The 24492-nt window shown below is 63.2% G+C and carries 24 protein-coding genes and 1 pseudogene; 10 read left to right on the top strand and 15 right to left on the bottom strand.

The genetic code is table 11. The annotated features are described in order from the left end of the window. Positions 1–80: 80 nt before the first annotated feature. Positions 81–659 carry a hypothetical protein gene (locus tag NKI31_RS10245; protein ID WP_245260622.1) on the top strand — a complete coding sequence of 193 codons (579 nt, stop codon included), beginning with the start codon at positions 81–83 and terminating at the stop codon, positions 657–659. Positions 660–706: 47 nt separating this feature from the next. Here the strand turns inward: NKI31_RS10245 and greA are convergent, their stop codons facing one another. The 3 genes from greA to NKI31_RS10230 all read right to left on the bottom strand — a co-directional run bounded on the left by greA (position 707) and on the right by NKI31_RS10230 (position 2354). Then, complete coding sequence (gene greA / locus NKI31_RS10240; RefSeq protein WP_023683799.1) at positions 707–1189, bottom strand: transcription elongation factor GreA; 483 nt, start codon at positions 1187–1189, stop codon at positions 707–709. Between the two features lie 101 nt (positions 1190–1290). Continuing rightward, the gene (locus NKI31_RS10235) at positions 1291–1584 is read right to left on the bottom strand and encodes an HlyU family transcriptional regulator (RefSeq protein WP_023672451.1); all 294 of its coding nucleotides are present in this window, start codon (positions 1582–1584) and stop codon (positions 1291–1293) included. Positions 1585–1685: 101 nt separating this feature from the next. Then, positions 1686–2354, bottom strand: a complete 669-nt coding sequence (locus NKI31_RS10230) for a PadR family transcriptional regulator (protein ID WP_352651446.1) — start codon at positions 2352–2354, stop codon at positions 1686–1688. Between the two features lie 271 nt (positions 2355–2625). Between NKI31_RS10230 and NKI31_RS10225 the strand changes: the two genes are divergently transcribed. Continuing rightward, positions 2626–2883 (top strand): DUF2798 domain-containing protein, encoded by a 258-nt coding sequence (locus tag NKI31_RS10225; RefSeq protein WP_023672449.1) that lies wholly within the window; start codon positions 2626–2628, stop codon positions 2881–2883. A 45-nt stretch (positions 2884–2928) separates the two neighbouring features. On the opposite strand, the pseudogene NKI31_RS10220 reads toward NKI31_RS10225, so the two are convergent. From NKI31_RS10220 to NKI31_RS10200, 5 genes and pseudogenes are all read right to left on the bottom strand, one after another. Further along, positions 2929–3308, bottom strand: a pseudogene (locus NKI31_RS10220) (thiol-disulfide oxidoreductase DCC family protein). 69 nt (positions 3309–3377) lie between these two features. Then, positions 3378–3671 carry a GYD domain-containing protein gene (locus NKI31_RS10215; RefSeq protein ID WP_023672447.1) on the bottom strand — a complete coding sequence of 98 codons (294 nt, stop codon included), beginning with the start codon at positions 3669–3671 and terminating at the stop codon, positions 3378–3380. A 190-nt stretch (positions 3672–3861) separates the two neighbouring features. Further along, positions 3862–5886 (bottom strand): RNA polymerase sigma factor RpoD, encoded by a 2025-nt coding sequence (gene rpoD / locus NKI31_RS10210; RefSeq protein ID WP_023672446.1) that lies wholly within the window; start codon positions 5884–5886, stop codon positions 3862–3864. A 412-nt stretch (positions 5887–6298) separates the two neighbouring features. Next, positions 6299–8239, bottom strand: a complete 1941-nt coding sequence (gene dnaG, locus NKI31_RS10205; RefSeq protein ID WP_352651445.1) for a DNA primase — start codon at positions 8237–8239, stop codon at positions 6299–6301. A gap of 171 nt (positions 8240–8410) precedes the next feature. After that, positions 8411–8779, bottom strand: coding sequence for an RcnB family protein (locus tag NKI31_RS10200; protein WP_352651444.1), 369 nt, complete (start codon positions 8777–8779; stop codon positions 8411–8413). A 388-nt stretch (positions 8780–9167) separates the two neighbouring features. On the opposite strand from NKI31_RS10200, the gene NKI31_RS10195 reads away from it, so the two are divergent. Together NKI31_RS10195 and NKI31_RS10190 are read left to right on the top strand one after the other, a co-directional pair. After that, positions 9168–10832, top strand: a complete 1665-nt coding sequence (locus NKI31_RS10195; protein WP_023672443.1) for a Na/Pi cotransporter family protein — start codon at positions 9168–9170, stop codon at positions 10830–10832. A 95-nt stretch (positions 10833–10927) separates the two neighbouring features. Then, positions 10928–12109 carry an MFS transporter gene (locus NKI31_RS10190; RefSeq protein WP_352651443.1) on the top strand — a complete coding sequence of 394 codons (1182 nt, stop codon included), beginning with the start codon at positions 10928–10930 and terminating at the stop codon, positions 12107–12109. On the opposite strand, the gene NKI31_RS10185 is transcribed toward NKI31_RS10190, so the two are convergent. Together NKI31_RS10185 and NKI31_RS10180 are read right to left on the bottom strand one after the other, a co-directional pair. Beyond that, entirely contained in the window at positions 12052–12540 is a 489-nt protein-coding gene (locus NKI31_RS10185; protein ID WP_502899114.1) for a GNAT family N-acetyltransferase, read from the bottom strand. The genes NKI31_RS10190 and NKI31_RS10185 overlap by 58 nt on opposite strands. Before the next feature lie 250 nt (positions 12541–12790). Continuing rightward, positions 12791–13240: a GatB/YqeY domain-containing protein gene (locus tag NKI31_RS10180; protein ID WP_352651442.1), complete on the bottom strand. Its 450-nt coding sequence runs from the start codon at positions 13238–13240 to the stop codon at positions 12791–12793. Positions 13241–13498: 258 nt separating this feature from the next. On the opposite strand from NKI31_RS10180, the gene carA reads away from it, so the two are divergent. The 3 genes from carA (at position 13499) to NKI31_RS10165 (ending at position 15426) form a co-directional block, all read left to right on the top strand. Next, on the top strand, positions 13499–14716 hold the full coding sequence (gene carA, locus NKI31_RS10175; protein ID WP_352651441.1) for a glutamine-hydrolyzing carbamoyl-phosphate synthase small subunit: 1218 nt from the start codon (positions 13499–13501) through the stop codon (positions 14714–14716). A gap of 325 nt (positions 14717–15041) precedes the next feature. Beyond that, on the top strand, positions 15042–15302 hold the full coding sequence (locus NKI31_RS10170) for a hypothetical protein (protein WP_245260143.1): 261 nt from the start codon (positions 15042–15044) through the stop codon (positions 15300–15302). After that, a complete protein-coding gene (locus NKI31_RS10165; protein ID WP_348524580.1) occupies positions 15229–15426 on the top strand; it encodes a helix-turn-helix domain-containing protein in 198 nt (65 codons plus the stop codon). Before NKI31_RS10170 ends, NKI31_RS10165 begins: the two co-directional genes overlap by 74 nt. A gap of 9 nt (positions 15427–15435) precedes the next feature. Here NKI31_RS10165 and NKI31_RS10160 read toward each other — a convergent pair whose 3' ends face one another. From NKI31_RS10160 to ypfJ, 3 genes are all read right to left on the bottom strand, one after another. Continuing rightward, on the bottom strand, positions 15436–16356 hold the full coding sequence (locus tag NKI31_RS10160) for an aldo/keto reductase (RefSeq protein ID WP_023825080.1): 921 nt from the start codon (positions 16354–16356) through the stop codon (positions 15436–15438). Next, a complete protein-coding gene (locus NKI31_RS10155) occupies positions 16353–17618 on the bottom strand; it encodes a TCR/Tet family MFS transporter (RefSeq protein WP_352651440.1) in 1266 nt (421 codons plus the stop codon). The genes NKI31_RS10160 and NKI31_RS10155 overlap by 4 nt, the downstream gene beginning before the upstream one ends. Before the next feature lie 175 nt (positions 17619–17793). Next, positions 17794–18729, bottom strand: a complete 936-nt coding sequence (ypfJ, locus tag NKI31_RS10150; RefSeq protein WP_023672436.1) for a KPN_02809 family neutral zinc metallopeptidase — start codon at positions 18727–18729, stop codon at positions 17794–17796. A gap of 188 nt (positions 18730–18917) precedes the next feature. On the opposite strand from ypfJ, the gene NKI31_RS10145 reads away from it, so the two are divergent. Further along, on the top strand, positions 18918–20984 hold the full coding sequence (locus NKI31_RS10145; RefSeq protein ID WP_352651439.1) for a hypothetical protein: 2067 nt from the start codon (positions 18918–18920) through the stop codon (positions 20982–20984). A gap of 28 nt (positions 20985–21012) precedes the next feature. Here NKI31_RS10145 and NKI31_RS10140 read toward each other — a convergent pair whose 3' ends face one another. Together NKI31_RS10140 and mntR are read right to left on the bottom strand one after the other, a co-directional pair. Beyond that, entirely contained in the window at positions 21013–21201 is a 189-nt protein-coding gene (locus NKI31_RS10140; RefSeq protein WP_023672434.1) for a hypothetical protein, read from the bottom strand. A 91-nt stretch (positions 21202–21292) separates the two neighbouring features. After that, entirely contained in the window at positions 21293–21748 is a 456-nt protein-coding gene (mntR, locus tag NKI31_RS10135; protein WP_023740198.1) for a manganese-binding transcriptional regulator MntR, read from the bottom strand. A gap of 257 nt (positions 21749–22005) precedes the next feature. Between mntR and NKI31_RS10130 the strand changes: the two genes are divergently transcribed. Together NKI31_RS10130 and NKI31_RS10125 are read left to right on the top strand one after the other, a co-directional pair. Beyond that, positions 22006–23364, top strand: coding sequence for an Nramp family divalent metal transporter (locus NKI31_RS10130; protein ID WP_023672432.1), 1359 nt, complete (start codon positions 22006–22008; stop codon positions 23362–23364). A gap of 153 nt (positions 23365–23517) precedes the next feature. Then, positions 23518–24375, top strand: coding sequence for a protein-L-isoaspartate O-methyltransferase family protein (locus NKI31_RS10125; RefSeq protein WP_023825083.1), 858 nt, complete (start codon positions 23518–23520; stop codon positions 24373–24375). Positions 24376–24492 lie beyond the last annotated feature (117 nt).

The raw sequence follows: 24492 nt of genomic DNA, 5'->3' as shown, positions 1-24492 counted from the left end.
CGTTCATCAGCTGGCCCTCATAGGCTTGGAGCCCCCGGCATCGCCATCGGATTTGCCGTTGGTCCACGGCCAATCTGTTTTTGCACCGACGGATCGGGCTAAACTCGTGCAACCCTGTCAAAACAGAGAGGCAACTTATGGCCGAATGTCCGAGTGGAGGAGAGAACAACGGAATTGTCGCAAGCGCTGTTGCCGACGATGATCCGCGTCTCGCGTTCATCTATCAGGAGGCGGTGAGAGGTCTCACTCAACAGCAGACGCTTGTGGAGAACATGAGCACCCGCGCCGGCAGCCTTGTCTTTGCCATCGCATTTGCCAACTCGCTACTCGGCGGTGCGGCGCTTTCCAACGGGCTTGGGCTTTGGGATTGGACCGCAGTGGCCCTGTTGTTCGGCATCGGCGGGCTGATCGTCTTCATGCTTTGGCCCTATCACCAATATACATTCCGCTTCGATCCGGAAGATCTGCTTGATCAATATGTCGACGGCGACAGGCCGACGACAATGTCGGCCATGCGCCGCGCGCTTGCCCTTCGGATCAAGGCGGACATGGCCGGCAACTGGCGAATTATCCAGCGGCTCCGGCTGGCGTTGCAGATTGCGCTGGTTTTTCTGCTGCTCGACATCCTGGCTTGGCTTTTGGCAATTGCGGGCATCTGATCACGTCTCAAGGTGCACCGGCCTCGGTCGCGCATCATACCTGCGTCCTAGGAAATGGACAGGATCTCAAGTTCGCGCGGCCCTAGCTGGACAAAGTCGCCAACGGTTTTTCCGGTCAGCGCGATGGCAACCGGCGAACCATGCGATATGGAAGCTTCAGACGGGTTGGCCTCATCCTCTCCGACGATGCGGAAGGTCTGAGTGCGGCCATCATCACGTTTGAAGGTAACGGTGTGCCCGAAGGCGATCACCTCATTAGAGGTGGGCACCGGCATAAGCTGTGCCGTACGGACGCGCTCGGCATAGTAACGCATATCTCGAACCGGAACCGCTGACTGGCGTCGCCGCTCATTGACATCTTCCAGCACGCTAGCGGCCTCGAGAGCTTGCTGGGCGCGAGTCAATTCAACCTGCAGCGTCTTGAGGCCCGCTTCCGTGACAAGGTTGACCCGATCGGAGACAGGGCGAGCCGGCAGGATGGTTTCCGATGCTGCCTCGGCGCTTTCCTCCTTGGCAAACGCTACGCTCAATTGTCGATACTTTCTGCTTGCCGCCCACTGCCGTTATTCGAGATTCTGGCGACGGATGACCGGCGCAAAACCTATGTTCGGCGCCTCGACCAGTTCGGCCCTTACCCGAACATCCTCTCGCCTTGCTCGTCGACCAACTGCATGCCCTTCTTGATCGAGATGTCGACGGCGTCGTCCAGTCCGGCAAAGCGATCGGCGCGGATGAATTTGTGTTCCTTCATCACGCCGTCGACTTCCTTCGAAACCACGCCGCAGGTCTGGTATTGGCCCCCCTCCGCCTTGTAGGGCGTGGCGCTGATCAAAAATCCCTTGTGCTCAACCTGCTTTGCCGGTGCTGCGCTCTTGGGCTCGCCCCCCTCACCGCCACCACCGAAAAGACGCTTCAGAAAAGACATGGGGCTTCCTCCAACGGCAATCATCCTGCACCACGTCTCGCGGTGCAGGATGATTTTCAGTACCGTTCCTCAGTCGAACGGGCAAGCGTTCTCGCCAGGGGTCAACCGCGCGATAGCGCTTCCAGGGCTTCAGCGGCGGCTTCCAGGACTGCAATCGCCTCGGCCTGCTTTTCAGCCGGCGCGTCGACGAGATCGCCGAGCGCGGCACGCAGCCGGTGGCGCACGGCGCGGAACTCGTCGCGGGCTTCCGAGCGACCACCACGCCATCCGCCTTCCTCGCCGTCGTCGTTCCAGCCGAACCAGTCCCGCGCTTTGGCCATCTTGCGGCCGAAGCGCTCGAGATGCTCCAGCACGCCGTCGATCATTTCGCGATTTTCGTTGAGATGCGCCTGGCCCGCCTCGGTGATCGAAAACACCTTCTTGTTGCCGTCGGCGGCTGAAGCCGCATAGCCGGCCTCTTCCAGGAAGGTCAGCGTCGGATAGACGACGCCCGGGCTCGGGCTGTAGATGCCGCTGGTGCGCTCTTCCAGCGCCTTGATGATGTCGTAGCCGTGGCGCGGCGCCTCGGCCAGCAGCGACAGCGTGATCAGCTTGAGATCGCCGTCGGCCAGCATGCGCCCGGCACGAAACATGTCGCCCGGGCCGCCGCGTCCACCGCCGCGTCCGCCGTGGCCGAACGGACCAAAGCCGCCCCCTCTGCCACCAAATTTGCCGGCCATATGCAGGAAAGCGCGCTCGGCGCGCTCGCCAAAGGGATGATGTCTGTGCATGAATTGCTCCTTGAGTTATATCTTACGATACATCTTAATTAGGCTTGCCCCGCCGATGAGTCAAGATATATCTTACGATGTATCTAAAGACGGCGCCAGAAGGTTGATTTCGCCGCCGCCGGCAGCTAGAAAGCGCGTGAGGGCCAAAACCTCTCCGTAAGCGTCTGACGTCAAGCAACGCATCCACCCCGGTCTTTCCGGGCAGTTCCGCCGGAAACCCGGCGCAATGGATGCCAAATGCGACGGACCGGATGTTCAGGAAAATCCAAAAATGACCACGACCCGTAAGCGCGGCAAGCTGCCGGCGCGCTATGCCGCGATCGTCAGCCCGCTGGTGCTGTCGCTGCTGATGACCTTCATCGTCTCGTTCATATCGACGCTGAAAAGCCTTGGACTGCAACCTGATTTGCCGGCTGTCTGGCTCACTGCCTGGGGCCTGTCCTGGCTGGTAGCGTTCCCAACGTTGCTGATGGTGCTGCCGGCGGTGCGCCGCATTGTCGGCTGGCTTTGCGAGCCGGCGTCCCGGTAACGCCCATGACGGTAAGGCCCGCAGTTATCTTCGGGCCTTGCCTCGCTACCAGCGGCCCTTGCGCCGGTTCCAGGCATAGAGAAGATCGGCGAAACGATCATAGGCCAAGCGCGTCAGCGGCAGCGCGACCGGATTGCCGAAGAGCGTCGCCAGCCAGCCCTCGCCCGGCGTCGCCCGCCAGACGGCAACCGCGACATCGGCGCCGACCAGCAGCCTGCCTTCGGCATCGGGGCATGCAGCCGGCGGCGTATGTCCTCCAGCGAGGCGCTGTAGCCAGAGAGCGCCGCCGGTTCGAGGTTGATGTCGCGGAATTCGATCCGCCCGGCCTTGATCGCCTCGATCAGCCGCCGTTTCTGCCGGGTGATGCCGCCATCGCAAACCGGGCAGCGTGTGTTGTACCAGACGGTCAGCGCAGGCTTGGACATGGCGCGACTATCACCCTGACGGCACGGCCCCGCAATATGACGCCGAGCCGCACGGACCCGCGCCCAGCGCTATCCAAGCGAAGTGACGATCTCGCGATAGGCAAATTCCGGGAAAGCCTTGAGCGTTCGCGTCTTGACGCTGCCACCCGTTGCCAGCATCAGGGCGAAACGAGCAAGCACAGCATCGTCGGGCGCCTCGATAATCGCCACCATGTCATATTCGCCCATAGTCAGGTAAAACGCCTTGAACGAGCCGCCCATGTCGGCCAGTTGCTTCTTGGCGGCATCGAGCCGCTTCGGCGACTCTCGGATATTTCTGGCGCCCTGTTCCGTCCAGTTCATCAGCAGGATGTAGGTTGTCATCACACACCTCCCTCCGGCGCCACGGAGCACGGCTGAGGACATCAGCCGGGGCGGACATCCGGTTTTTCGCCCAGAACATGCATCCGACCAGGCAAGTATCCTCCCGACGGAGATGGGCGACAAGAGCCTTCACCCGGCAACAAAAAGGGCGCCATCGGCGCCCTTTTCGAATGCTGGTCTGTTGCCGGTATCAGCTGTCGAGGAAGCTCCTCAGCTTGCGGCTCCGGCTCGGGTGCTTGAGCTTGCGCAGCGCCTTGGCTTCGATCTGGCGGATACGCTCGCGCGTCACCGAGAACTGCTGGCCGACTTCTTCCAGCGTGTGGTCGGTGTTCATGCCGATGCCGAAGCGCATGCGCAGCACCCGCTCCTCGCGCGGCGTCAGCGAGGCGAGCACCCGCGTGGTGGTCTCGCGCAGATTGGCTTGGATCGCCGCATCGATCGGCAGGATCGCCATCTTATCCTCGATGAAATCGCCCAGATGCGAATCCTCTTCGTCACCCACAGGGGTTTCGAGCGAGATCGGCTCCTTGGCGATCTTCAACACCTTGCGCACTTTTTCGAGCGGCATTGCGAGCTTTTCTGCCAGTTCCTCCGGCGTCGGCTCGCGGCCGATCTCGTGCAGCATCTGGCGCGACGTGCGCACGATCTTGTTGATCGTCTCGATCATGTGCACCGGAATGCGGATGGTGCGCGCCTGGTCCGCGATCGAACGCGTGATCGCCTGCCGGATCCACCATGTCGCGTAGGTCGAGAACTTGTAGCCGCGGCGGTATTCGAATTTGTCGACCGCCTTCATCAGGCCGATATTGCCTTCCTGGATCAGGTCAAGGAACTGCAGGCCGCGATTGGTGTATTTCTTGGCGATGGAGATGACGAGGCGCAGATTGGCCTCGACCATTTCCTTCTTGGCGATCGCGGCTTCGCGCTCGCCCTTCTGCACCTGGTTGACGATCTTGCGGAATTCCAGGATCGAGATCGCCGTCTCGGTGGCGAGGTTCTGGATTTCCGAACGCAGATCCTTGATCGCGTCCTTCTCGTTCTTGGTGAATTCCTTCCAACCGCGCGAGGTCAGGTTGCCGATCGAGCGCGTCCAGTTCGGGTCGAGCTCGGAGCCCTGATATTCCTTGAGGAACTCCTCGCGGCGCACGCCATAGCTTTCGGCCAGGCGCAGCAGCTTGCCTTCGTTCTGCACCAGGCGCTTGTTGATGTCGTAAAGCTGCTCGACCAGCGCCTCGATGCGCGCCGTGTTGAGCGACAGCGACTTCACCGCCTTGATCAGCTGGTCCTTCAGCTCCTTCAGGCGGCGGTCCTGGCTGGGCGACAGCGTGCCCGTCGCGGCCAGACGGTTTTCGACCTGCTGGTCCTGCAGCTTGCGCAGCTTCTTGTAGGTGTCGGCGATGACGTCGAGCGTCTCCATCACCTGCGGGCGCAATTCCGCTTCCATCGCCGCCAGCGACAGGCTCGCCTCGTCCTCGTCTTCCTCGTCGTCATCGACCAGGCCGCGCGTGTCGGCGCCGACATTGGTGATGTCGTCTTCCTCGTCGCGTCCACGCCTCGGCTTGTCCTCGGCCTTGGGCGCCTCCTCGATGCGCTCGACCACCGGCGCCTGCTTGGCTTCGGGGCCCGCATAGGTGGCTTCGAGGTCGATGATCTCGCGCAGCAGGATCTTGGATTCGTTGAGCTCGTCACGCCAGATGATGATGGCCTGGAAGGTCAGCGGGCTTTCGCAGAGGCCCGCGATCATCGTCTCGCGGCCGGCCTCGATGCGCTTGGCGATCGCGATTTCGCCCTCGCGCGACAGGAGCTCGACCGAGCCCATCTCGCGCAGATACATGCGCACCGGGTCATCGGTGCGGTCGGTCGGCTCTTTCTTGGTGGTCGTGGCCGCGACGGCGGTGCCGGTCTGCTCGGCCAGTTCGTTGGCGTCTTCCTCGGCGTCGGCATTGCTGTCGGCGGCCTCGGGCTCCTCGCTCTGATCGTCGTCCTCGACCACGTTGATGCCCATGTCGGACAGCATCGCATTGATGTCTTCGATGCGGTCCGGATCGGTCTCTTCCGACGGCAGCACCGCGTTCAGCTCGTCGAGAGTCACATAGCCGCGCTTCTTTGCGGCCTTGATCATCTTCTTGACAGCATCATCGGAAAGGTCGAGCAGAGGCCCATCGGTGGCGCCTTCACGTTCGGTCTCGACCTCTTCCTTTTCCTTTGTCGCCATAGTCTTTATCTTCTCCTAGCGGCCGAGCATCGAAGCCGCGTAGCTGCCGCACCGGTCAAACTACATGCGCTGGTGGCGCTTAACCGGGCCGGTAACCGAATCAACTCTTTTGTTTGTTCATATCGTGCCCCCAAAACCGGTTTTCACTTTTGGGCGATATGCATTAAGTCCAGATTAACCCTGATATCTGTGGCAGGCTGACAGCCTGTCCAGTGATCAGCACCTCGCGTCAGTGCATTTCCATCGACGCCGGCGCGGGTTAAGGTTTCGAATCGTCCTGATTCCGTCATTCTGCCAGAAGGTCAAGCGCCTCTCGCATGATTCGCATCAAAAAAGCGAATCAATTACCCGACTTAGAGGTGTCGATTCGACGCGCAGCACGTACATCATCCATTCTTGCGCAGGTTTCGACCTACACGCGCCCACCCCTGCCCGAGGACACACCGAAGCCTTCGATCAGCGCTTCCGTTGCTTGTACATCACGGAATTGCGCCTGAATCTCGATGAGGTGCCGGTAGTTTTCGTCAGTGGGATCGCTGGCGAGCGCTGCTTCCGCCTGTTTCAGCTCCTTATGTAAGGTGCGCGCGCTGCGCTGCAAGTGCAGCGCCTGGTTGAAGGCGTCGCGGGCATCGTCAAGCGCTGCGGTTTCCAGCGCGGGCCATTGCCTGGCCCGTTGGATGAGCGCCACGGCGCGCCCCCAGATATCGCTGCAGCCGGCACGTTCGATGGTGGCGATCACCGCGCTACGGTCATTGGCCATGTCGTGCGCCATCGCATCGAGGATGGCGGCGTGCAGCCGCTGCAGATCGGTGTTGGCGAGATCGAGGAACTCGACATGGGCGAAGTTCTCGTCGATCAGCGCCGGATGGTTGACGAGGGCTACGATGATCGTCGCCTCGCGCACCGACATCATCTCGCCACCGCGTTTGACCATGGCGGAGCGGCCGAGGCTTTCGGTGATCGCGGCGCGCGCGCCTGCCCCGCTGCCTTTGGCGAACTGTCCGCCGGGTGCGGGCGTTTTGCCCTGCCCCGGTTTCCAGTCCTGGCGACCTTGCCGCACTTCGCGCTGGGCGCTGAAGAAGGTCAGCTCCCGCTCGCGCATCCACTGCTGGTAGTGGTAGCGCTGGCTCTCATCGCGGATGCGGCTGGTCAGTTCGCGCAGCGTCTTTGTCAGCCCCGCCCGCCGCTCCGGCGTGTCGAAGACGCCACCGGATGTCTCACGCATCCACAACAAATCAGCGAGAGGCCGCGCTTCCGCCAGCACGGCACGAAACGCGTCCGGCCCTTCTGCCTTGACCAGATCGTCGGGATCCTTGCCCTCCGGCAACAGCGCAAAGCGCACCGACCGCCCGGCCTGCACCGACGGCAGCGCGAGATCCGCGGCCCGCCACGCCGCCTTCAGCCCGGCCTGGTCGCCGTCGAAGCACAGCATCGGCTCAGGCGCCATGCGCCACAGAAGTTCGAGTTGGTTTTCGGTGAGCGCGGTGCCGAGCGGCGCCACGGCATTCTCGAAGCCGGCCTGCGCCAGCGCAATCACGTCCATATAGCCTTCGACGGCAATCACCGTGCCGCCTTTCGCCAGCGCTTTGCGGGCGCGGGCGAAATTGTAGAGCACGTTGCCCTTGTGGAAGAGCTCCGTGTCGGGCGAATTCATGTATTTGGCCAGCGCATCGGGCGCCAGTGCGCGGCCGCCAAAGGCGATGATCTTGCCGCGCGAATCCGGGATCGGGAACATGATGCGATCGCGGAACCAGTCATAGGAGACCGGGATGTCGTCGCCATGACGCACCAGCCCGCAGGCCTCGATGTCGGCCTTGGGCACACCCTTGGCGGCAAGATGTTCCTTCAGCGCATTGCGGCTGTCGGGCGCAAAGCCCAGCCGGAACGATTGCTGCGTCGCCGGCGTCAGCCCGCGATCCCTGAGATAGGCGCGGGCTTTTGCACCCTCCGGTCCTTGCAGCCGCTCCTGAAAGAAGGCAGTCGCTATCTCCATGACATCGGTCAGGCTGGCGCGTTCCTTCTCACGCTGTTCCTCCCGCTCGTCGCGCACCGGCATCGGCACGCCGGCCATGTCGGCGATCTTCTCGACCGCTTCGGGAAAGCTTAATCCGTCGAGTTCGGTCAGGAACTTGAAATGATCGCCCGACACCGAACAGCCGAAACAGTGATAGCGGCCCTTCTTGTCCTCGCAGTGGAAGGAGGGGCTCTTTTCGCCATGGAACGGACAACAGGCCCAATAGTCGCCGCGCGAGGCGTTGGTCTTCTTCCTGTCCCATGCGACGCGCTGGCCGATGACCGATGAAATCGGCACACGGTCGCGTATCTCATCGAGAAAGGCGGGCGGAAAGCGCATTGGGGAACTCGTTTGTCCCTCATATAATCATGCGCGCGGAATCCGACGACCCCTATTGCGGACCATACCCGGTTTCCACAGCCAAAAAGCCCGGTTTCTACAGCCAAAAGAAAGGCGGCCGTTTCGGGCCGCCTCCTTTCAAGTCTCGGCATTGCGCCGGCGAGGCCGGGCTTACTGCGCGGCAATGGCGCCGAAGATAATGCCGGACAGGACGCCGACCAGAACATAGTCGTTGCCGACGCGGATCCATTCCTGGCCGCGGCCGGGGCGATGCAGGCCATAGCGGCCATAATCGCGGATCGGCTGGTGCCGCTTCCAGCTGGAATATTTCTGGCCATTGCGCCAATGGCTGCGCTTGACGACCACCGTCTTCTTCACGACGCGCTTCCTAACATCGACATGCTTGCCGGGCCTCTGCCAGTCGACCCGCGTGTAATTCGACTGCGGTGCGACCGGTGCGTTCACCGGTGCGGCCTGGCCGGTAAGCGAAGTGGCGGCCAGCATCGAGAAAGCGAGGGCGGAAAGAACAACACGTTTCATAGCGGGGCTCCTTGGTTGTCGATGCCTAGGGAATAGCGCCCGAAGGATGAACCGAAACTGAACACTAGCATTACATTTACGTAATGAAATCCTGTGCTTATCCTGGATATTTGAACATCATCGCAAAGGCGATTGCCGGGAGTCCGGCAAACCGGGACGATCCGCTGCCATCACCAGGGATCCGCCATGCAACCATTTGCGCATCCGTCCATTTTCCGACACGCCCTGTCGCGCCGCGACGGCTCTTGAAATCGACAAGATTTTATTACCCGGCTAAAATATTCCGGATATTGTTCAAGACTGTCATGACCATGATTCGCAGCCCCGTTTTCCTCCCTGCACTGCGCGCCCTCCGCGTCGCGGTCCCTGTCTGCGTGCGGGTTTCAAAATGAGCGGCTCCGTCGTCCTGCTGCATCTGGCGGGCGCGGTGGCGCTGATGTTGTTTGCCACCCGCATGGTCAAGACAGGCGTCGAGCGCGCCTATGGCGACGTGCTGCGTCACCGGCTGCGCTCCACCATGCGCAATCCGATCATGGCGGTGCTGGCCGGCTGCGGCCTGTCCATCGCGCTGCAGAGCTCGACCGCCGTCACGCTTCTCGTCGGCTCCTTCGCCGGCGCCGGCATCGTCTCGGGCATGTCGGGCCAATTGGCTGTGCGCGGCGCCGAGATCGGCTCGGCGCTGGTGGTCAAGCTCTTGACCTTCGATCTGACGCTGCTGGTGCCGATCTGCCTCGTCGCCGGCACGGTCATGTTCATGGCCACCGAGCGGCGCGACTGGCGCCAGTTCGGCCGCATCCTGGTCGGCATCGGCCTTCTGGTACTGTCGCTGGAGATGATCGGCCAGGCCTCGGAGCCGCTGCGGCAGAGCACGCTGATGCCGCTCATCATCGAATATTTCTCCAGCGACTACGTCACCGCCTATCTGCTCGCCGCGCTCGTTACCTGGCTCTTCCACTCCTCGATCGCCGCCGTGCTTTTGATGGTGACGCTGGCCGGCCGCGGCTTCATCCCGCCCGAACTGGGCATCGTGCTGGTGCTCGGCGTCAATCTCGGCTCGTCGATCATTGCGCCGCTGCTCACCCGAAGTGCCGAACCTGGCGTGCGCGTCGTGCCGATCGGCAATCTGTTGATGCGCGGCATGGGCTCGCTGGTGATGCTGATCCTGTTCATGACGCTGAAGCCGCCGGTCGCCTTTCTCGGCGCCACCGTGCCCGACCAGATCGTCAACGCCCACATTCTGTTCAATGTGCTGATCCTGCTCGCTGGCCTGCCGCTTGCCAGCCTGATCTATCGTGCCTCTGAGAAGATCGTCGCAATGGGCACCAAGCCGGCGCCGGCTACAGAGCTCGATGTGGTCGAACTCTCCGCCCTCAACGACGGCGCGCTCGACGTTCCGAGCCAGGCGCTGGCCAACGCCACCCGCGAGGTGGTGCGCGTCTGCGAGACGGTCGAGATCATGCTCAAGCGCATCATTGAGCTGTATGAAAGCGCCGACGGCGACAAGATCAAGGCGCTGGCCGCCCTTGACGACCGCGTCGACAGGAAGCACGCGGCGATCAAGCTCTATCTGGCCAAATTGACCAGGAACTCGCTCACAGAGGACGAGGCGCTGCGCTGCCAGGAGCTGATAGGCGCCTGCGTCAAGCTCGAGCAGGTCGGCGACATCATCGTGCGCAACATGCTGGTGCATGTGAAGAAGAAGTTCGAGCGCGGGCTGGAGTTCACGCCCGAGGGCTGGAGCGAGCTGCTCGCCTTTCACACCTCGGTGCTGGCCAATGCCAGGCTTGCCTTCAACGTGCTGGTGTCGCGCGATCCTGAGACCGCCCGCCAGCTGGTGCTGGAAAAGGACCGGCTGCGCGACCGCGAAAAGGAAACCAGCGCCAGCCATTTCGTGCGGCTGCGCGACGGCACCGCCAAGAGCGTCGAGACAAGTTCCATCCACCTCGACACCATCCGCGACCTGAAGCAGATCAACTCGCTGCTGGCGTCGATGGCCTACCCGGTGCTGGAAGAGCGCGGCCTGCTCGGCGGCTCCAGGTTGAAGGCGAGCTGATCAAGAAAACCTAAACCGGCCGCAAAAATTTCTGCATTGTCGGCAAGCGCCATCCATGATTTGAGGCCAACTCGTTTAAGGATCGCTTCCGCGCCATGCTTCCGCTCATTGCCCTGTTCATCGCCGCCTTCGCTTTCGGCACCACCGAATTCGTCATTGCCGGCGTGCTGCCGCAAGTGGCCGACGGCCTTGGCGTTTCGATCCCGACCTCCGGCTATCTCGTCTCAGGCTATGCCGGCGGCATCGCGGTTGGCGGGCCATTGCTGGCGCTCGCCACCAAGGGCATTTCCCGCAAGACGCTGCTGCTTTGCCTGACCGTCGCCTTCACCATCGGCCAGGCCGCTTGCGCGCTGGCGCCCGATTTTACCTCGATGTTGCTCTTGCGCATTGCGGTCGCCGTCGCACACGGCGCCTATTTCGGCGTCGCCATGGTGGTGGCTGTCGGCCTCGTGCCCGAGGACAAGCGCGGCATGGCTGTCGCCGTCATCCTCTCCGGCCTCACCGTATCCAATGTCATCGGCGTCCCGGCCGGCACCGCAATCGGCAATCTCTGGGGCTGGCGCGCCACCTTCTGGGTGATGTGCGCGCTTGGCGTGGTAGCCTTTGCCGCCATGGCCGCTCTGTTGCCGCGCAAAACGGGTGCATCGAGCCCATCCACCAGCCTTGGCAGCGAGGTTCGCGTGCTGGCGCGCCAGCAAGTCTGGACCTCGCTGATCCTGATGCTGATGTTGATGATCGGCCAGTTCGGCCTGTTCACTTACATCACCCCGACACTGCTTGAGGTGACCCATCTCGACGAGAGCCTGATCCCCTGGGTGCTGCTGCTCAACGGTGTCGGCGCCACCGTCGGCGTCTTTCTCGGCGGCAAGCTTTCAGACTGGAAGCTGATGCCGTCGTTGATCACCATGCTTGCGCTGCAGGCGGTGATGTTGGGCGTGATCTATGCCGTCAGCCCCTACCCCGTGCCGATGGTCATCGCCATCGTCGTCTGGGGCGGCCTCAACTTCGCCATCGGCACGCCGATCCAGACCCGCATCCTGGCCTGGACGGCGGACGCCTCCAACCTCGCCTCCTCGCTCATCCCCTCCGGCTTCAATGTCGGCATCGCGCTCGCCGCGTCGCTGGGCGCTGCCATGCTCAATGCCGGCTACGGCTATCGCAGCCTGCCGGTTGTGGGCGCTGCCGCCATGCTGGTGGCGGTGGTGGTGGCACTTGCCTCCTACATGTGGGAGGGGCGCAGCCGGGCAGCGCCGCCGCTGCAAGCAGCGGCCGAATAGCGTCGGACTACAAATCGATCCGGAAACAACAAACTCTCGGCGCCGCCATACGCGGCGTCCTTGATGAACGGACCGACCACACGGCCGCCATTGGCCAGCACCACCTTCTGCGAGGCCGGATTGTCGAGGTCGGTGGTGAGCTCGACATATGGCAAACCAACAGCCCTCGCCTCGTCCAGCATCAGCCGCAGCGCCTCGGTCGCATAGCCTCGTCCGCGCTTCCACGGCACCACGGCATAGCCGATATGGCCGGGCACATGCGACGGCAGTGCGGCCGTACCCGGCTGCCAGCGAAAGCCGATCGAGCCGGCGGCCTCGCCGTCCCAGATCCAGCGCCGGAAGCCCGGCAGCCGCGGCACTGTCGTGCCGTCCGGCAAGGTAATCGGGCCTCCTTTGGCCTCGGGATCGTCGAGATCGGCGAGAAAAGCCACCGGATCCGTGTCGATGGCCGCAAGCTACTCGCGCGCCGCCTCCATCAGCCGCACATTGTCCGGCGACCAGCCACGCTCGAGCGCCGCCTTGTAGGAGGGCAGATGTTCGAGCGTGGGTTTGACGATTTCGATCATGGTGGGTCTCGACCGGGCAGGTCAAGGCTTGGCTCGCTTAAGCCGGTGCGGACCGTTTCTTGCGCAGAGGTAATGCCCCCTTGCTCTCCTTCGCCATTGAAAACGGTGTCGGCTCCTACTGCAGCAGGCCTTTGACGATGCCGCTGGCCTTGCCGAAATCCATCTGGCCGGCATATTTCTGCTTCAGCGCGGCGATCACCTTGCCCATGTCCTTTTGGCTGGCGGCACCGGTCGCAACGATCGCCTCGCGCGCCGCAGCTGTTACGGCGGCGTCGTCCAGCTGCGTCGGCAGGAAGCCGCGGATGATCTCCATCTCGCCACGCTCCTGTGCGGCCAGATCCGGGCGCTTGCCGTCCTCGAACGCCTTGGCCGATTCCTCGCGCTGCTTCACCATCTTGGCCAGGATCTGCAGGATCTCCTCGTCGCTGGCGGGGTCCTTGGTCGAGCCGCGATTGGCGATGTCGCGGTCGTGGATGGCGGCCTGGATCAGCCTGAGCGTCGGCAGGCGGTGCTTGTCCTGCGCCTTCATCGCGCTTTTCAGGGATTCGGCGATTTTTGGGCGCATGATGCTTTCTCCTTCGAACGGCGCGGACAATAACCGCGGCCCATCCGCAAATCAAACGCGCCAAAGCTCTGATATCATTCGCTGAAACAAATGCTCGCCGTTTTGGCACGGCATCATTGACCGCTCTGGCGCCTTCCCCTATGTACTCGGCCTTGCATAAGACAAAGAATTGATGCGCGCAGGCTCGAGAGATCGGCCGCGCCGTTTGCTGCGCAGATGGCCCGCCATCGAAGCGCGCAGCGTGACAGGAGCGTCGCCATGGCCGAGATGACCCCCGAACTGACCCCGCCTTGGGCAACCGAAAAGCCGACCGCCGTCCTGGTGCTGGCCGACGGCACCGTCATCGAGGGTCGCGGCCTCGGCGCCACCGGTTCCGCCGTTGCCGAAGTCTGCTTCAACACCGCGCTCACCGGCTACCAGGAAATTCTCACCGACCCGTCCTATGCCGGCCAGATCGTCACCTTCACCTTCCCGCATATCGGCAACATCGGCACCAATGACGAGGACATCGAGGACTTGAACCCGGTCGCCCGTGCCGGCGCCGTTGGCGCGGTGTTCAAGGCCGATGTCACCAACCCGTCCAACTACCGCGCCGGCACCGGGCTGGACCAGTGGCTGAAGAAGCGCGGCATCGTCGCGCTGTCGGGCATCGACACAAGGGCGCTGACCGCGCTGATCCGCGAAAAGGGCATGCCCAATGCCGTCATTGCGCACGCGCCCGACGGCATCTTCGACATCGACGATTTGAAGCGGCGCGCCGCCGCCTGGTCGGGCCTGATCGGGCTTGACCTCGCCAAGGAAGTCACCTCGGGCCAGTCCTCGGTCTGGCGTGAAACGCCCTGGGTGTGGAACGAAGGCTTTGGCGAACAGGCCGAGCCGTCGATGCACGTCGTCGCCATCGACTACGGCGTCAAGCGTAACATCCTTCGCCTGCTTTCCGGCCTCGGCGCCAAGGTCACCGTGGTTCCGGCCGGTACCGGTTCGGAAGAAATCCTGGCCATGCAGCCCGACGGCATCTTCCTCTCCAACGGCCCCGGCGACCCGGAAGCCACCGGCGAATACGCGGTGCCGGTCATCCAGGACCTGCTCAAGACCGATATTCCGGTGTTCGGCATCTGCCTCGGCCACCAGATGCTGGCCCTGGCGCTGGGCGGCAAGACCGCCAAGATGCACCAGGGCCATCACGGCGCCAACCACCCCGTCAAGGATCATACCACCGGCAAGGTCGAGATCGTCTCGATGAACCACGGCTTTGCCGTCGATGCCGACTCCTTGCCCGAGGGCGTCGAGGAAACCCATGTCTCGCTGTTCGATGGCTCGAACTGCGGCATCGCGCTGACCGGACGTCCGGTGTTCTCGGTCCAGCACCACCCCGAGGCCTCGCCCGGCCCGCAGGACTCGCACTATCTGTTCCGCCGCTTCGTCAACCTGATCCGCGAAAAGCGCGGCGAGGAACTGCTGGCCGAACGGGCCTGAGCCCTCTGTGTAGCAGCGATAATATCGCTTAGCCTCGAGCGATAAATCTGCGGTATTGCGCGAGTGAAGACGATCATCCTCTCGGTGTCGGCAGCTCGCGATCTCGACAACCTGCCGGCCGATGTCCGCGAGCAGGTCTCTGAGGGTTTGAACACTTATGCCATCAGCGGGCGTGGGGATGTAGAACGTCTTGCCGGCCGAGACGGTTACAGACTTCGGATCGGTTGCTACCGCGTTATATTGATGAAGATCGCACGACAATCCTCGCGATCTACATCGGCAAGCGCGAAACGACGACCTACAGCCGGCCATAGGACAGCACATCATGAACGCTCCGCAAATCATAAGGACTTCAACCGGGGAAGAACTGGTCGTCATCCCGAAGGCTGACTACGAGGCATTGCTGCATGCCGCCGAAGAAGCCAGAGAAGACGCTGCGGATGTGGCGATCTACGATGAGCGGAAGGCCGAGTTCAAAACGGAAAAGCCTCTGCCCGCCGAGGTGACCATGGATATTTTGCGAGGTTCCAGCCGGGCTCAAGGCGCTGCGCAACTGGCGCAAGCTGACGCAGGGCGAGTTCGCTGATGCCATCGGTGTCAGCCAGGGCTTCCTGTCGGACCTTGAATCCAATCGCCGCAAGCCATCGGCGCAAACCAGCACCATGCTGTCGAAGGCATTGGACGTGCCCAGCGAATGGATCGAAGCCTAGTATCTAACCTTACGCCACCGGCCGGCCTTCGCTGGCCTCCAGTATGGCAAACCATTGCTGGCGGTCGAGGTCGATCTCCAGCGCCTTGACCATGACGGCCAGCCGCTCGGGCTTCATCGTGCCCAGCACCGGCGCCAGCCGCGCCGGATGACGCAGCAGCCAGGCGATGGCGACGGCGGCGAGATCGCCGGCGCCGATCTCGGCAGCCACCGCCGCGATTGCCGCCCTGACCCGCGCCTCGCGCCCTTCCTTGCCGGTGAACAGCAAGCCGCCGCCGAGCGGCGACCAGATCATCGGCGCATAGCCGAGGCGTTGCGCGTGATCGAGGCTGCCATCCACCAGCGCATTGGTTTTCAGCACCGACATCTCGATCTGGTTGGTGGCCAAGGCAAACGGCAGCCGCGAAGCCAGAAGGTCGAACTGCGACGGCGTGAAATTGGAGACCCCGACCGCTCTCACCTTGCCCGACTTGACCAGCCCGGCAAGGGCCGCCGCCGTCTCGTCGGCATCCATCAGCGGATCCGGTCGGTGCAGCAGCAACAGGTCGAGATAGTCGGTGCCGAGATTGGCGAGCGAACGGTCGACCGAGGCGGCAATGTGGGCCGCACTGGTGTCGTAATGCTTCAGCCGGTTCTGAGGCCGGTTGGCCGATGCCAGAATGATGTCGCATTTCGAGATCAGCTCGATGCTATCGCGCTTGCCCTTCCAGCGCGACAAGCCGGCGCCAAAGGCAGCTTCCACCTGGTAATGCCCGTAAATATCGGCATGGTCGAAGCTGGTCAGGCCGAGATCGACCGCAGTGCCGATCAGCCGCGCGATCTGATCGGCGTCCGGGCGCGCGGCGTTGTCGAGCAGGCGCCAGGCGCCGAACACCAGCCGCGACAGCGACACTCCGTCCTTGGTCAGCTCTATGCGGCTGTCATGGCTCATATCTGGGCTCCATCTTCCGCAGCGCCGGTGGCAACGCTTTTCACCGCCGTCGGCCTCGCAACTTTCGTTACAAAGACAATGACGGCAAGCGTCAAGAAGCACGCGCCAACCAGATAGGGCGCGCCGCCAAACACCACGGGCGCATTAGGCCCGGTGAACCGGGAAAAGATCGCGGTGTACAGCAGCGGCGTGATGATCGAGGTGATCGAGAAGATCGACGTCATCGCGCCCTGCAATTCGCCTTGCGCCGATGGCGGCACCTTGGCGGCGGCAAGGCTTCTCAGCGGCGGATCGGCCAGTGCTTCGAGGCAGCCGACGACGATCACCGCATAGATCATCCAGCCTTGCGAGGCGAAGGCGTAGCCGAAGGCGCTGGCCGCAGTAAATGTCAGGCCGATCACCGCCGTCCTCCATTCGCCAAGCTTGGGGATCACGCGCGGCAGCACCGTCGCCATGACGATCGCCCCACACAGGCCGAAGGCGCCGAGCGAGAAGCCGATCTGCTGCTCGCTCCAACCATAACGATAATTGGACACGAACGACCACACCGCAGGATACATCATGTGGCCGAGCGTCATCAGGAAGAAGGCGAGCCCGATCCAGCCGATGCCCTGATATTGGCGCATCTGCAGCAGCGTGCCGACCGGGTTGGCGCGTTTCCACTCGAAGCGGCGGCGGTGCTTTTCATCGAGCGTTTCAGGCAGGAAGAACATGGCGATGAGGAAGTTCACGAAGGCAAGCCCGGCGGCAAAGTAAAACGGCACTCGCGGCCCGAACGTGCCGAGCAGCCCGCCCAGCACCGGCCCAATGACGAAGCCGACGCCGAAGGCGATGCCGAGCAGACCGAAATTCTTCGCCCGGTTGTCGTCGTTCGAGATGTCGGCAATGAAGGCCGACGTCGTCGAATAGCTGGCGCCCGAAACGCCGGCCAGCACGCGGCCGATGAACAGCATCGGATAGGACCAGGCGATGGCGCAGATCAGATTGTCGATCGAGAATGTAAGCACCGAGGCAAGCAGGATCGGCCGCCGCCCGAAGCGGTCGCTCAATCCACCCATGATTGGCGCGAAGAAGAACTGCATCGCCGCATAGACGAAGAACAGCCAGCCGCCTTCGATCGCCGCTTCGCTGATGCCGACGCCGGAAAGCTCCCTGAGAAAGGCCGGCAACACCGGCATGATCATGCCGAAGCCGATAATGTCGAGCAGCAGCGTGGTGAAGACGAGCGCAAGGCCCCGCCTGGCGGTTTTGGGGTCGATCATGATGGCGTCTGCTCCCTGAGCCGCTCTTGGGCGGGCGCCCGTTATAGGCGAGGCGCCACTTTGGAACAATAGGAGAACGCCTCAGGCGTTCTCCTCCTGACATCTGTTGCCGGTGGTGAATCGGCCCGCCGACGGATGCGCTTTGAACCGCGGTCGGCTGGAACTTGCGAGCGCCTCAAACCGGACCGGTCAGCGTGTTGCAATCCGACAGCTTGCCGCTCTTGTAGCCGCGCGCCAGCCAGGTCTGCCTTTGCTGCGACGTCCCGTGGTTGAAGCTTTCCGGAACGACATAGCCCTGCATCTTCTTCTGCAGCGTATCGTCGCCGATCTGCTTGGCGGCGTTGAGCGCCTCTTCGATGTCGCCCTGTTCCAGAATGCCCTTCTGCGCGGTGAAATGCGCCCAAACGCCGGCGAAGCAGTCGGCCTGCAGCTCGATGCGCACCGACATCTGGTTGGCTTCCGCCTCACCCATCGACTGCCGCATCTGGTTGAACTTGGGCAGGATGCCGGTGAGGTTCTGCACATGGTGACCGACTTCATGGGCGATCACATATGCCTGGGCGAAATCCCCCGAGGCGCCGAACTGCTGGTCGAGCTGCTGGAAGAAGGTGGTGTCGAGGTAGACCTTGTGGTCGCCGGGACAATAGAACGGTCCGGCTGCCGTCGAGGCGGAGCCGCAGGCCGAGCGGATCTGGCCGCTGAACAGCACAAGCTTCGGGTCCTCGTATTTCAGGCCCTGCGACTGGAAGATGCCGGTCCAGGTCTCTTCGGTCTCGGCCAGCACGGTCGCCACGAACTGCTTCATCTCGTCGGAAGCAGGCGTGCCGGCGCCGTCGTCCTGGCCGCCGCTGTTGTCGGTAATCTGGCCACCGCCACCCGGCAGCACGCCGCCGCCGTCGCCGCTGCCCAGGATCTGCGACGGGTCGAAGCCGAAATACCATCCGGCCAGCACCACGAGGACGACCAGCAATATGCTGCCGCCGCCGCCGGTGCGGCCGCCGATCGGGATGCGGAACTGGCCAGGGCTGCCGCCGCCGAAACCACCACCGCCGCCGCTGTCGCTGCGCTCGTCCTCGACATTGTCACTCTGACGGCGGCCCTTCCAGAGCATGGCAACTCCCCGTATGCAAATTTTCGGCTGGCCTGGCCGATTGTCGTGGCCCAGTCCGACCCAACAGACAATTATCGCAATGGTTGCGCCAAGTCACAGTATTTTTCGTGGCGGCGGCATCGCGTTCGCACTCTGGTCGAGGCGGCATGCGCGCTGTAGCATCCGGTTCGAACGGGGGTGTCGGGGACTTGCGGACGATCGGTCGATTTCTGCTGCTGGCCGTGGTGCTATGCCTCGGCCCGTCGCCGGCGCGCGCCGTGACGCTCGATTCCAGCGTCGCCGTAACCGATCCCGAGACATTGCAGGCGCTTGAGCGTGGCGGCCTCTCGATCAGCCGCCTGCTCGGCCCGGCGCTGGGTCTCACGCGCGAGGTCAACAATCGCGGCCTGTTTTCGGTGCGCGCGCTGACCCCGGTGCGCAACGCCGTCAAGCAGGAGATCGCCGATGAGCCTACCAATAGCCCCGATCCCTATGTCGCCGCGCTGGCGAAGACGAGGGACCCCAGCCAGAAATTCAACCCGAAATACATCGACGATGACGGTTCGACGCTCGACCTGACCGGCATCGTCAACCGCATGGACCGCGGCTATCTCGGCCACACCGAATGCGGCGAGATCAGGCTGATCTACCGCTTCCATTACTCGGTGGCGGAAAAGCCGGCGATGGGAAAGACGGCACAGCGAATTTCGTCGCGGCTGCCGCTGACCATGAGCCTGGTTTTCAACGCCAGGCCCGGCGAGGCTCGCCCTCGCGCTTCGAGAGATCGCCCAAGCGCCACCGCCGTTTCCTGTGCCGAAATCGCCAAGCGCTGGCTCGCCGCCGGCCAGAAGAACCTTGCGCCCGAGCAACTGGCAGCCTGGCTGCGCTCCGACGAAGGGCCGCTCTCCAACGCCATGCTGAATTCGTCGCAGATCATGCGGCTTGAGCTGAACATGCAGGTTCTCCGGCTGTCGGCCTCGAGCCGCCGCGACTTCGGTGGCCACGCCGAATATCTCCTCAAGATTTTCAAATGGGACCCAACGACGTCCACCTTCCAGGAATCGAAGATGGAGAACCAGATCGACCGGAAAGTGGTTCTGGCCGACCGGCCGGCCTTCGCCAAATGGCTGCTCACCGACCGCAACATCTACGATCTCGACCGCGGCCGGCTGGTCATCGACGACAAATTCCTGGCGACCAGCGCCGTCTCGGTCGCACCCGGCGGCATGGCCAGATCGCAAAACAACATCGCCTATGGGCTGCTCGACGATGCTGACATCGACAAGGCGTTGCAGGATTATGTCGCCAGGGGCAACACGCTGCGCAGCGTGAAATCGGTGGCCGGCTTCAATCTGCGTCTCAACGAAATGACCTGCACCGGCTGCCACCAGACGCACGGCATTGCCGGCTTCCATTACACCGGCGCCGATCCGGCCAGCGAGCCGCGCCGCAACGCCGTCTTCGTCCCCGGCTCGGCGGTGTTCTTCGCCGACCTGCCGCGCCGCCGCGCCATCGTCGAGGACTTCGCCGCCGGCGGCCATCCGGATTTCTCACGCGGCTTCGCCGCCCGTCCGGACGCCAAACTCGCCGAAGCGCTGAAAGGCACCGATCTCTACAATGGCTGGGGCTCGATCTGCTACAGCGGCGATGACGCCAGCTTCAAGGACTGGAGCTGCGGCGAAAGCCTGCGCTGCGCCGGCGTCCATGAAAGCGACATCCATCCGGGCTTCGGCACCTGCGTCAGCGAGGCGGCCACCGCAGTCGGCGACCCCGTCGAGTTCGGCGAGATCAAGATGTCGAGCTGGGGCAGCGACAAATATTGCCGCCTGTCGCCGGCCACCGCAAAAGCCTGCGCCATCGATCCGGCGCGCGACAAGAAACCGGTGATCAAGCTCGCCGGCTATGGCGCGGCGCGCCAACGCTATGACAACCCCGGGCAGAAGACCGGTGGCTTTCCCGGGGGCATGCTGCGCAAGGCAAGCTGCGACAAGCTTCCCGACGAGGCGACTTGCGGCCGCCTGGCCAAGACCGGTTTCAACGACTGCATCGCGTCGGGCAAGGATCACAAATTCTGCACCAGGGAATTCACCAAGACCGCCGGCCTGCGCGCCTGCGACAAGGCGCATCCCTGCCGCGAGGACTATATCTGCACCGCCGGCTACGACGATCTGGCCGCAGCCAAGCCTGGCAAGGGCTCCTGCATTCCGCCCTATTTCATCTTCCAGTTCCGCGTCGACGGCCATCCGCGCAGTTGGGTGCAGGACACCGAGGAATGAGCGGCAGGTTGCCGCTTGCGAACAGAACTCAGATCTTCTGCTTGGTGCCGGCGCTTTTGCCGTCCGAGCTTTTGGAGCGTTCCTCGAAACGCGCGGCGCCCTTTTTCAGCGCATGGCCGGTTTCGACCTCGGTCTTGCGTTCGTCCTTTGCCGCTGCCTGCCTCAAACCCTCGGCCGCCTGCTTGCCCTTCGCGGTCGGTGCCTGTTCGACGCCCATGTTTTCCTCCTTGGCGCGCAACAATCACGCGCAACGTCAGGAGCAACGAGCCTGACGTGCGGAGGTTCCAGTGGTGCGGCCCCGGCACCCCTCAGCCCGGCGCGATCATCGCCTTGCGAAAGGCTTCCAGCGTCTCGGCGCTGACATGATGCTCGATGCCCTCGGCATCGATGCGCGCCGTCTCGGCGCTGACACCGAGCGAACGCAAAAACGCTTCTACCGTCTGGTGGCGGATGCGGCTCTCTTCCGCCACCTTGCGCCCGGCGTCGGTCAGGAACACACCGCGATAGGGTTTTCTGGAAACGAGCCCGTCGGCGCACAGCCTGGTCAGCATCTTGGCCACCGTCGGCTGGGCGACACCCAGCCGCGCAGCAATATCGACCTGACGCGCCTCATTGCCGTCCTCGATCAGGTCGGCGATCAGCTCGACATAATCCTCGACCAGCGCGCCGCGGCGCGCTTCGCGCTGCTGCCGGAACCCTTTCGAATGAATCTCGGCGTCAGGCAGCGGCTCCTCGCGTCCAACCGGTCTGTGCTTCAGCGCCAACACGCGCTCCTTCCTATCTTTTGACAAGAATCGGCTTTGGGCAAAGCAATCGCCCTTTGCCATTCATAGCACGGGCTTAACTGTTCCAGCCGTTTATTTCCATTCCATGGCAGGCGCAACCGGCGTTTGCGATCCCCTGCCGGCCTGCCGGTCGGCGCAACAGGAAGCACATACAATGAAATATAGCCTATTGCATAATGTTGAGCCCTGGCATAGATAGGATGACGTCAACCGATCCACCCAGTGGAAAGCCCTCCATGTCCGAAGCTGACGCTACCTTGGGATCATCCTGGCGATTTGACAGGCCGGAGGACAATCCTCCCAGCCTGCGCGAGGTGAACTCCACGATCGCGGTGCCGCAGTCCGGCGTCTGGTTCCGTCGCCTGTTCGCCTTCATGGGACCGGGCTACATGGTCTCGGTCGGCTATATGGATCCGGGCAACTGGGCCACCGACCTCGCCGGCGGCGCCCAGTTCGGCTACACGCTATTGTTCATCATCATGCTGTCCAACCTGATGGCGATCCTGCTGCAGGCGCTTGCCGCCCGGCTTGGCATCGCCACCGGCCGCGACCTCGCCCAGGCCTGCCGCGCCTATTATCCGCGTCCCGTCAGTTTCGTGCTGTGGATCGCCTGCGAACTCGCCATCATCGCCTGCGACCTCGCCGAGGTGATCGGCACGGCGATCGCGCTGCAGCTTCTGTTCGGCATTCCGCTGATCGGCGGCGCGTTGCTGACGGCGCTCGACGCCTTCATCGTGCTGCTCTTGATGAACAAGGGTTTCCGCTATCTCGAAGCCTTCGTCATCGCGCTTCTGATCATCATCTTCGGCTGTTTCGCCATCCAGATCTTTGCCGCTGCCCCTCCGGTCGGCTCGATCCTGCATTCGATGTTCGTGCCGTCGACGGAGATCGTCACCAATCCGGCGATGCTCTACATCGCCATCGGCATCATCGGCGCCACGGTGATGCCGCACAATCTCTACCTGCACTCCTCGATCGTACAGACACGCGCCTATGAACGGACCGAAAAAGGCAAGCGCGACGCCATTAAATGGGCGACGACGGACTCGACCATCGCGCTCGTCCTGGCGCTGTTCGTCAACGCCTCGATCCTGATCGTCTCGGCGGTGGCCTTCCATGGCACCGGCCATCAGGATGTCGCCGAGATCGGCCAAGCCTTCGAGCTCTTGTCGCCACTGCTCGGCCTCGGCATCGCCTCCATCCTGTTTGCGGTGGCGCTGCTGGCCTCCGGCCTCAACTCGACCGTTACGGCAACGCTTGCCGGCCAGATCGTCATGGAAGGCTTTTTGCGCCTGCGCATTCCGCAATGGGCGCGCCGGCTGCTGACGCGCGGCATCGCCATCGTCCCGGTGGTGGTCGTCACCGCGCTCTATGGCGAAAAGGGCACCGGCCAGTTGCTGGTCTTCAGCCAGGTGGTACTGTCGATGCAGCTGCCCTTCGCAGTCATCCCGCTGGTGCAGTTCGTCTCCGACAAGAAGAAGATGGGCAACCTTGCCATTCCCCGCGGCGTGGCGGTCCTCGCCTGGGTCGTCGCGGCGGTCATCCTGGTGCTCAACTTCAAGCTGCTCTACGACACCGTCTTCGGCGTCGGCTGAGTTTCTTCTTGAGCAGTTCGCCGTTTCGCCGAAACGGCGAACTGCTCAATCTCTTGTTTTGACGCAATTCCGGGCGGAAAGCCGCCTCACACTTTTCCTGGAATTGCTCAAGACGGCGACAAACCGGCGGCTTGCGCTATCTTACCGGCCATCATGACAAGTGTCGAAGACGCCAGGAAATTTTACGCGCAGCTGATGGCGGCCAATGCCGGCTCGGCCGATCCGCGCCTCGAAGAGGCGTTCGCCACCGTTCCGCGCGAGGCCTTTCTCGGTCCCGGACCCTGGGCGGTAGTCGCCGGCAGGGCGCTCACCACCGGCAACGGCAAGATCATGACGCCGAGCGCCGATCCTGTTCACATCTATCAGGACGTGCTGGTGGCGCTCGATGCCGACAAGGGCATCAACAATGGCGAACCCTCCCTGCACGCCATGTGGATAGGCAGGATCGCCCCCAGACTGGACGAGGCCGTCACCCATATCGGCGCCGGCACAGGCTACTACACCGCCTTGCTGGCGCGGCTGGTTGCGCCCGGCCCGGTGACCGCCTTCGAAATAGAGGCAGATCTTGCTGCCAGAGCAACAAAGAATCTCGAAACCTACGGCAATGTAGGCGTCGTCCACGGCGATGCCGTCACCGGCGATCTGCCGCCGTCCGACATCATCTATGTCAATGCCGGTGTCGTCGCACCGCCGGCTGCCTGGCTGCGGGCGCTGAAACCCGGTGGCCGCATGATCTTTCCCTGGCGTCCGTCCCAGGGCGTCGGCCTGGCCGTGATGGTAACCCGCAACGACAAGGGCTTTGCCTGCGACCCCTTCATGCGCTCGTGGTTCATCCCCTGCGTCGGCGCCTCGGCGGCCGGTTCGGCGGCCAAAATCCCCGACCTCCAGAAGGCGGCGCGCAGCCGTTCGATCTGGCTGACATCAGACAGGGCGCCGGACCGGACCGCCACCGCCATCATCGGCGACGTCTGGTTTTCGTCGCAGGCGCTTGGCGGCGGGCGACGGCGGTAGGTACCCTTGTCGGCCGGCAGCGTTTTTTTGCCAACGCCTGTCGGGCGGCCGCCGGCCTGTCCGTCCTTAGATCGAAATCCGGCCCTGACGGCGCGGATCCTGGAAAAGGAAAATCCA

Origin of the sequence: Mesorhizobium sp. M0659, assembly GCF_040320605.1 — a bacterium.
In the GTDB taxonomy this organism is placed as follows: Bacteria; Pseudomonadota; Alphaproteobacteria; order Rhizobiales; family Rhizobiaceae; genus Mesorhizobium.
This window is presented reverse-complemented; position numbering and strand designations above follow the sequence as displayed.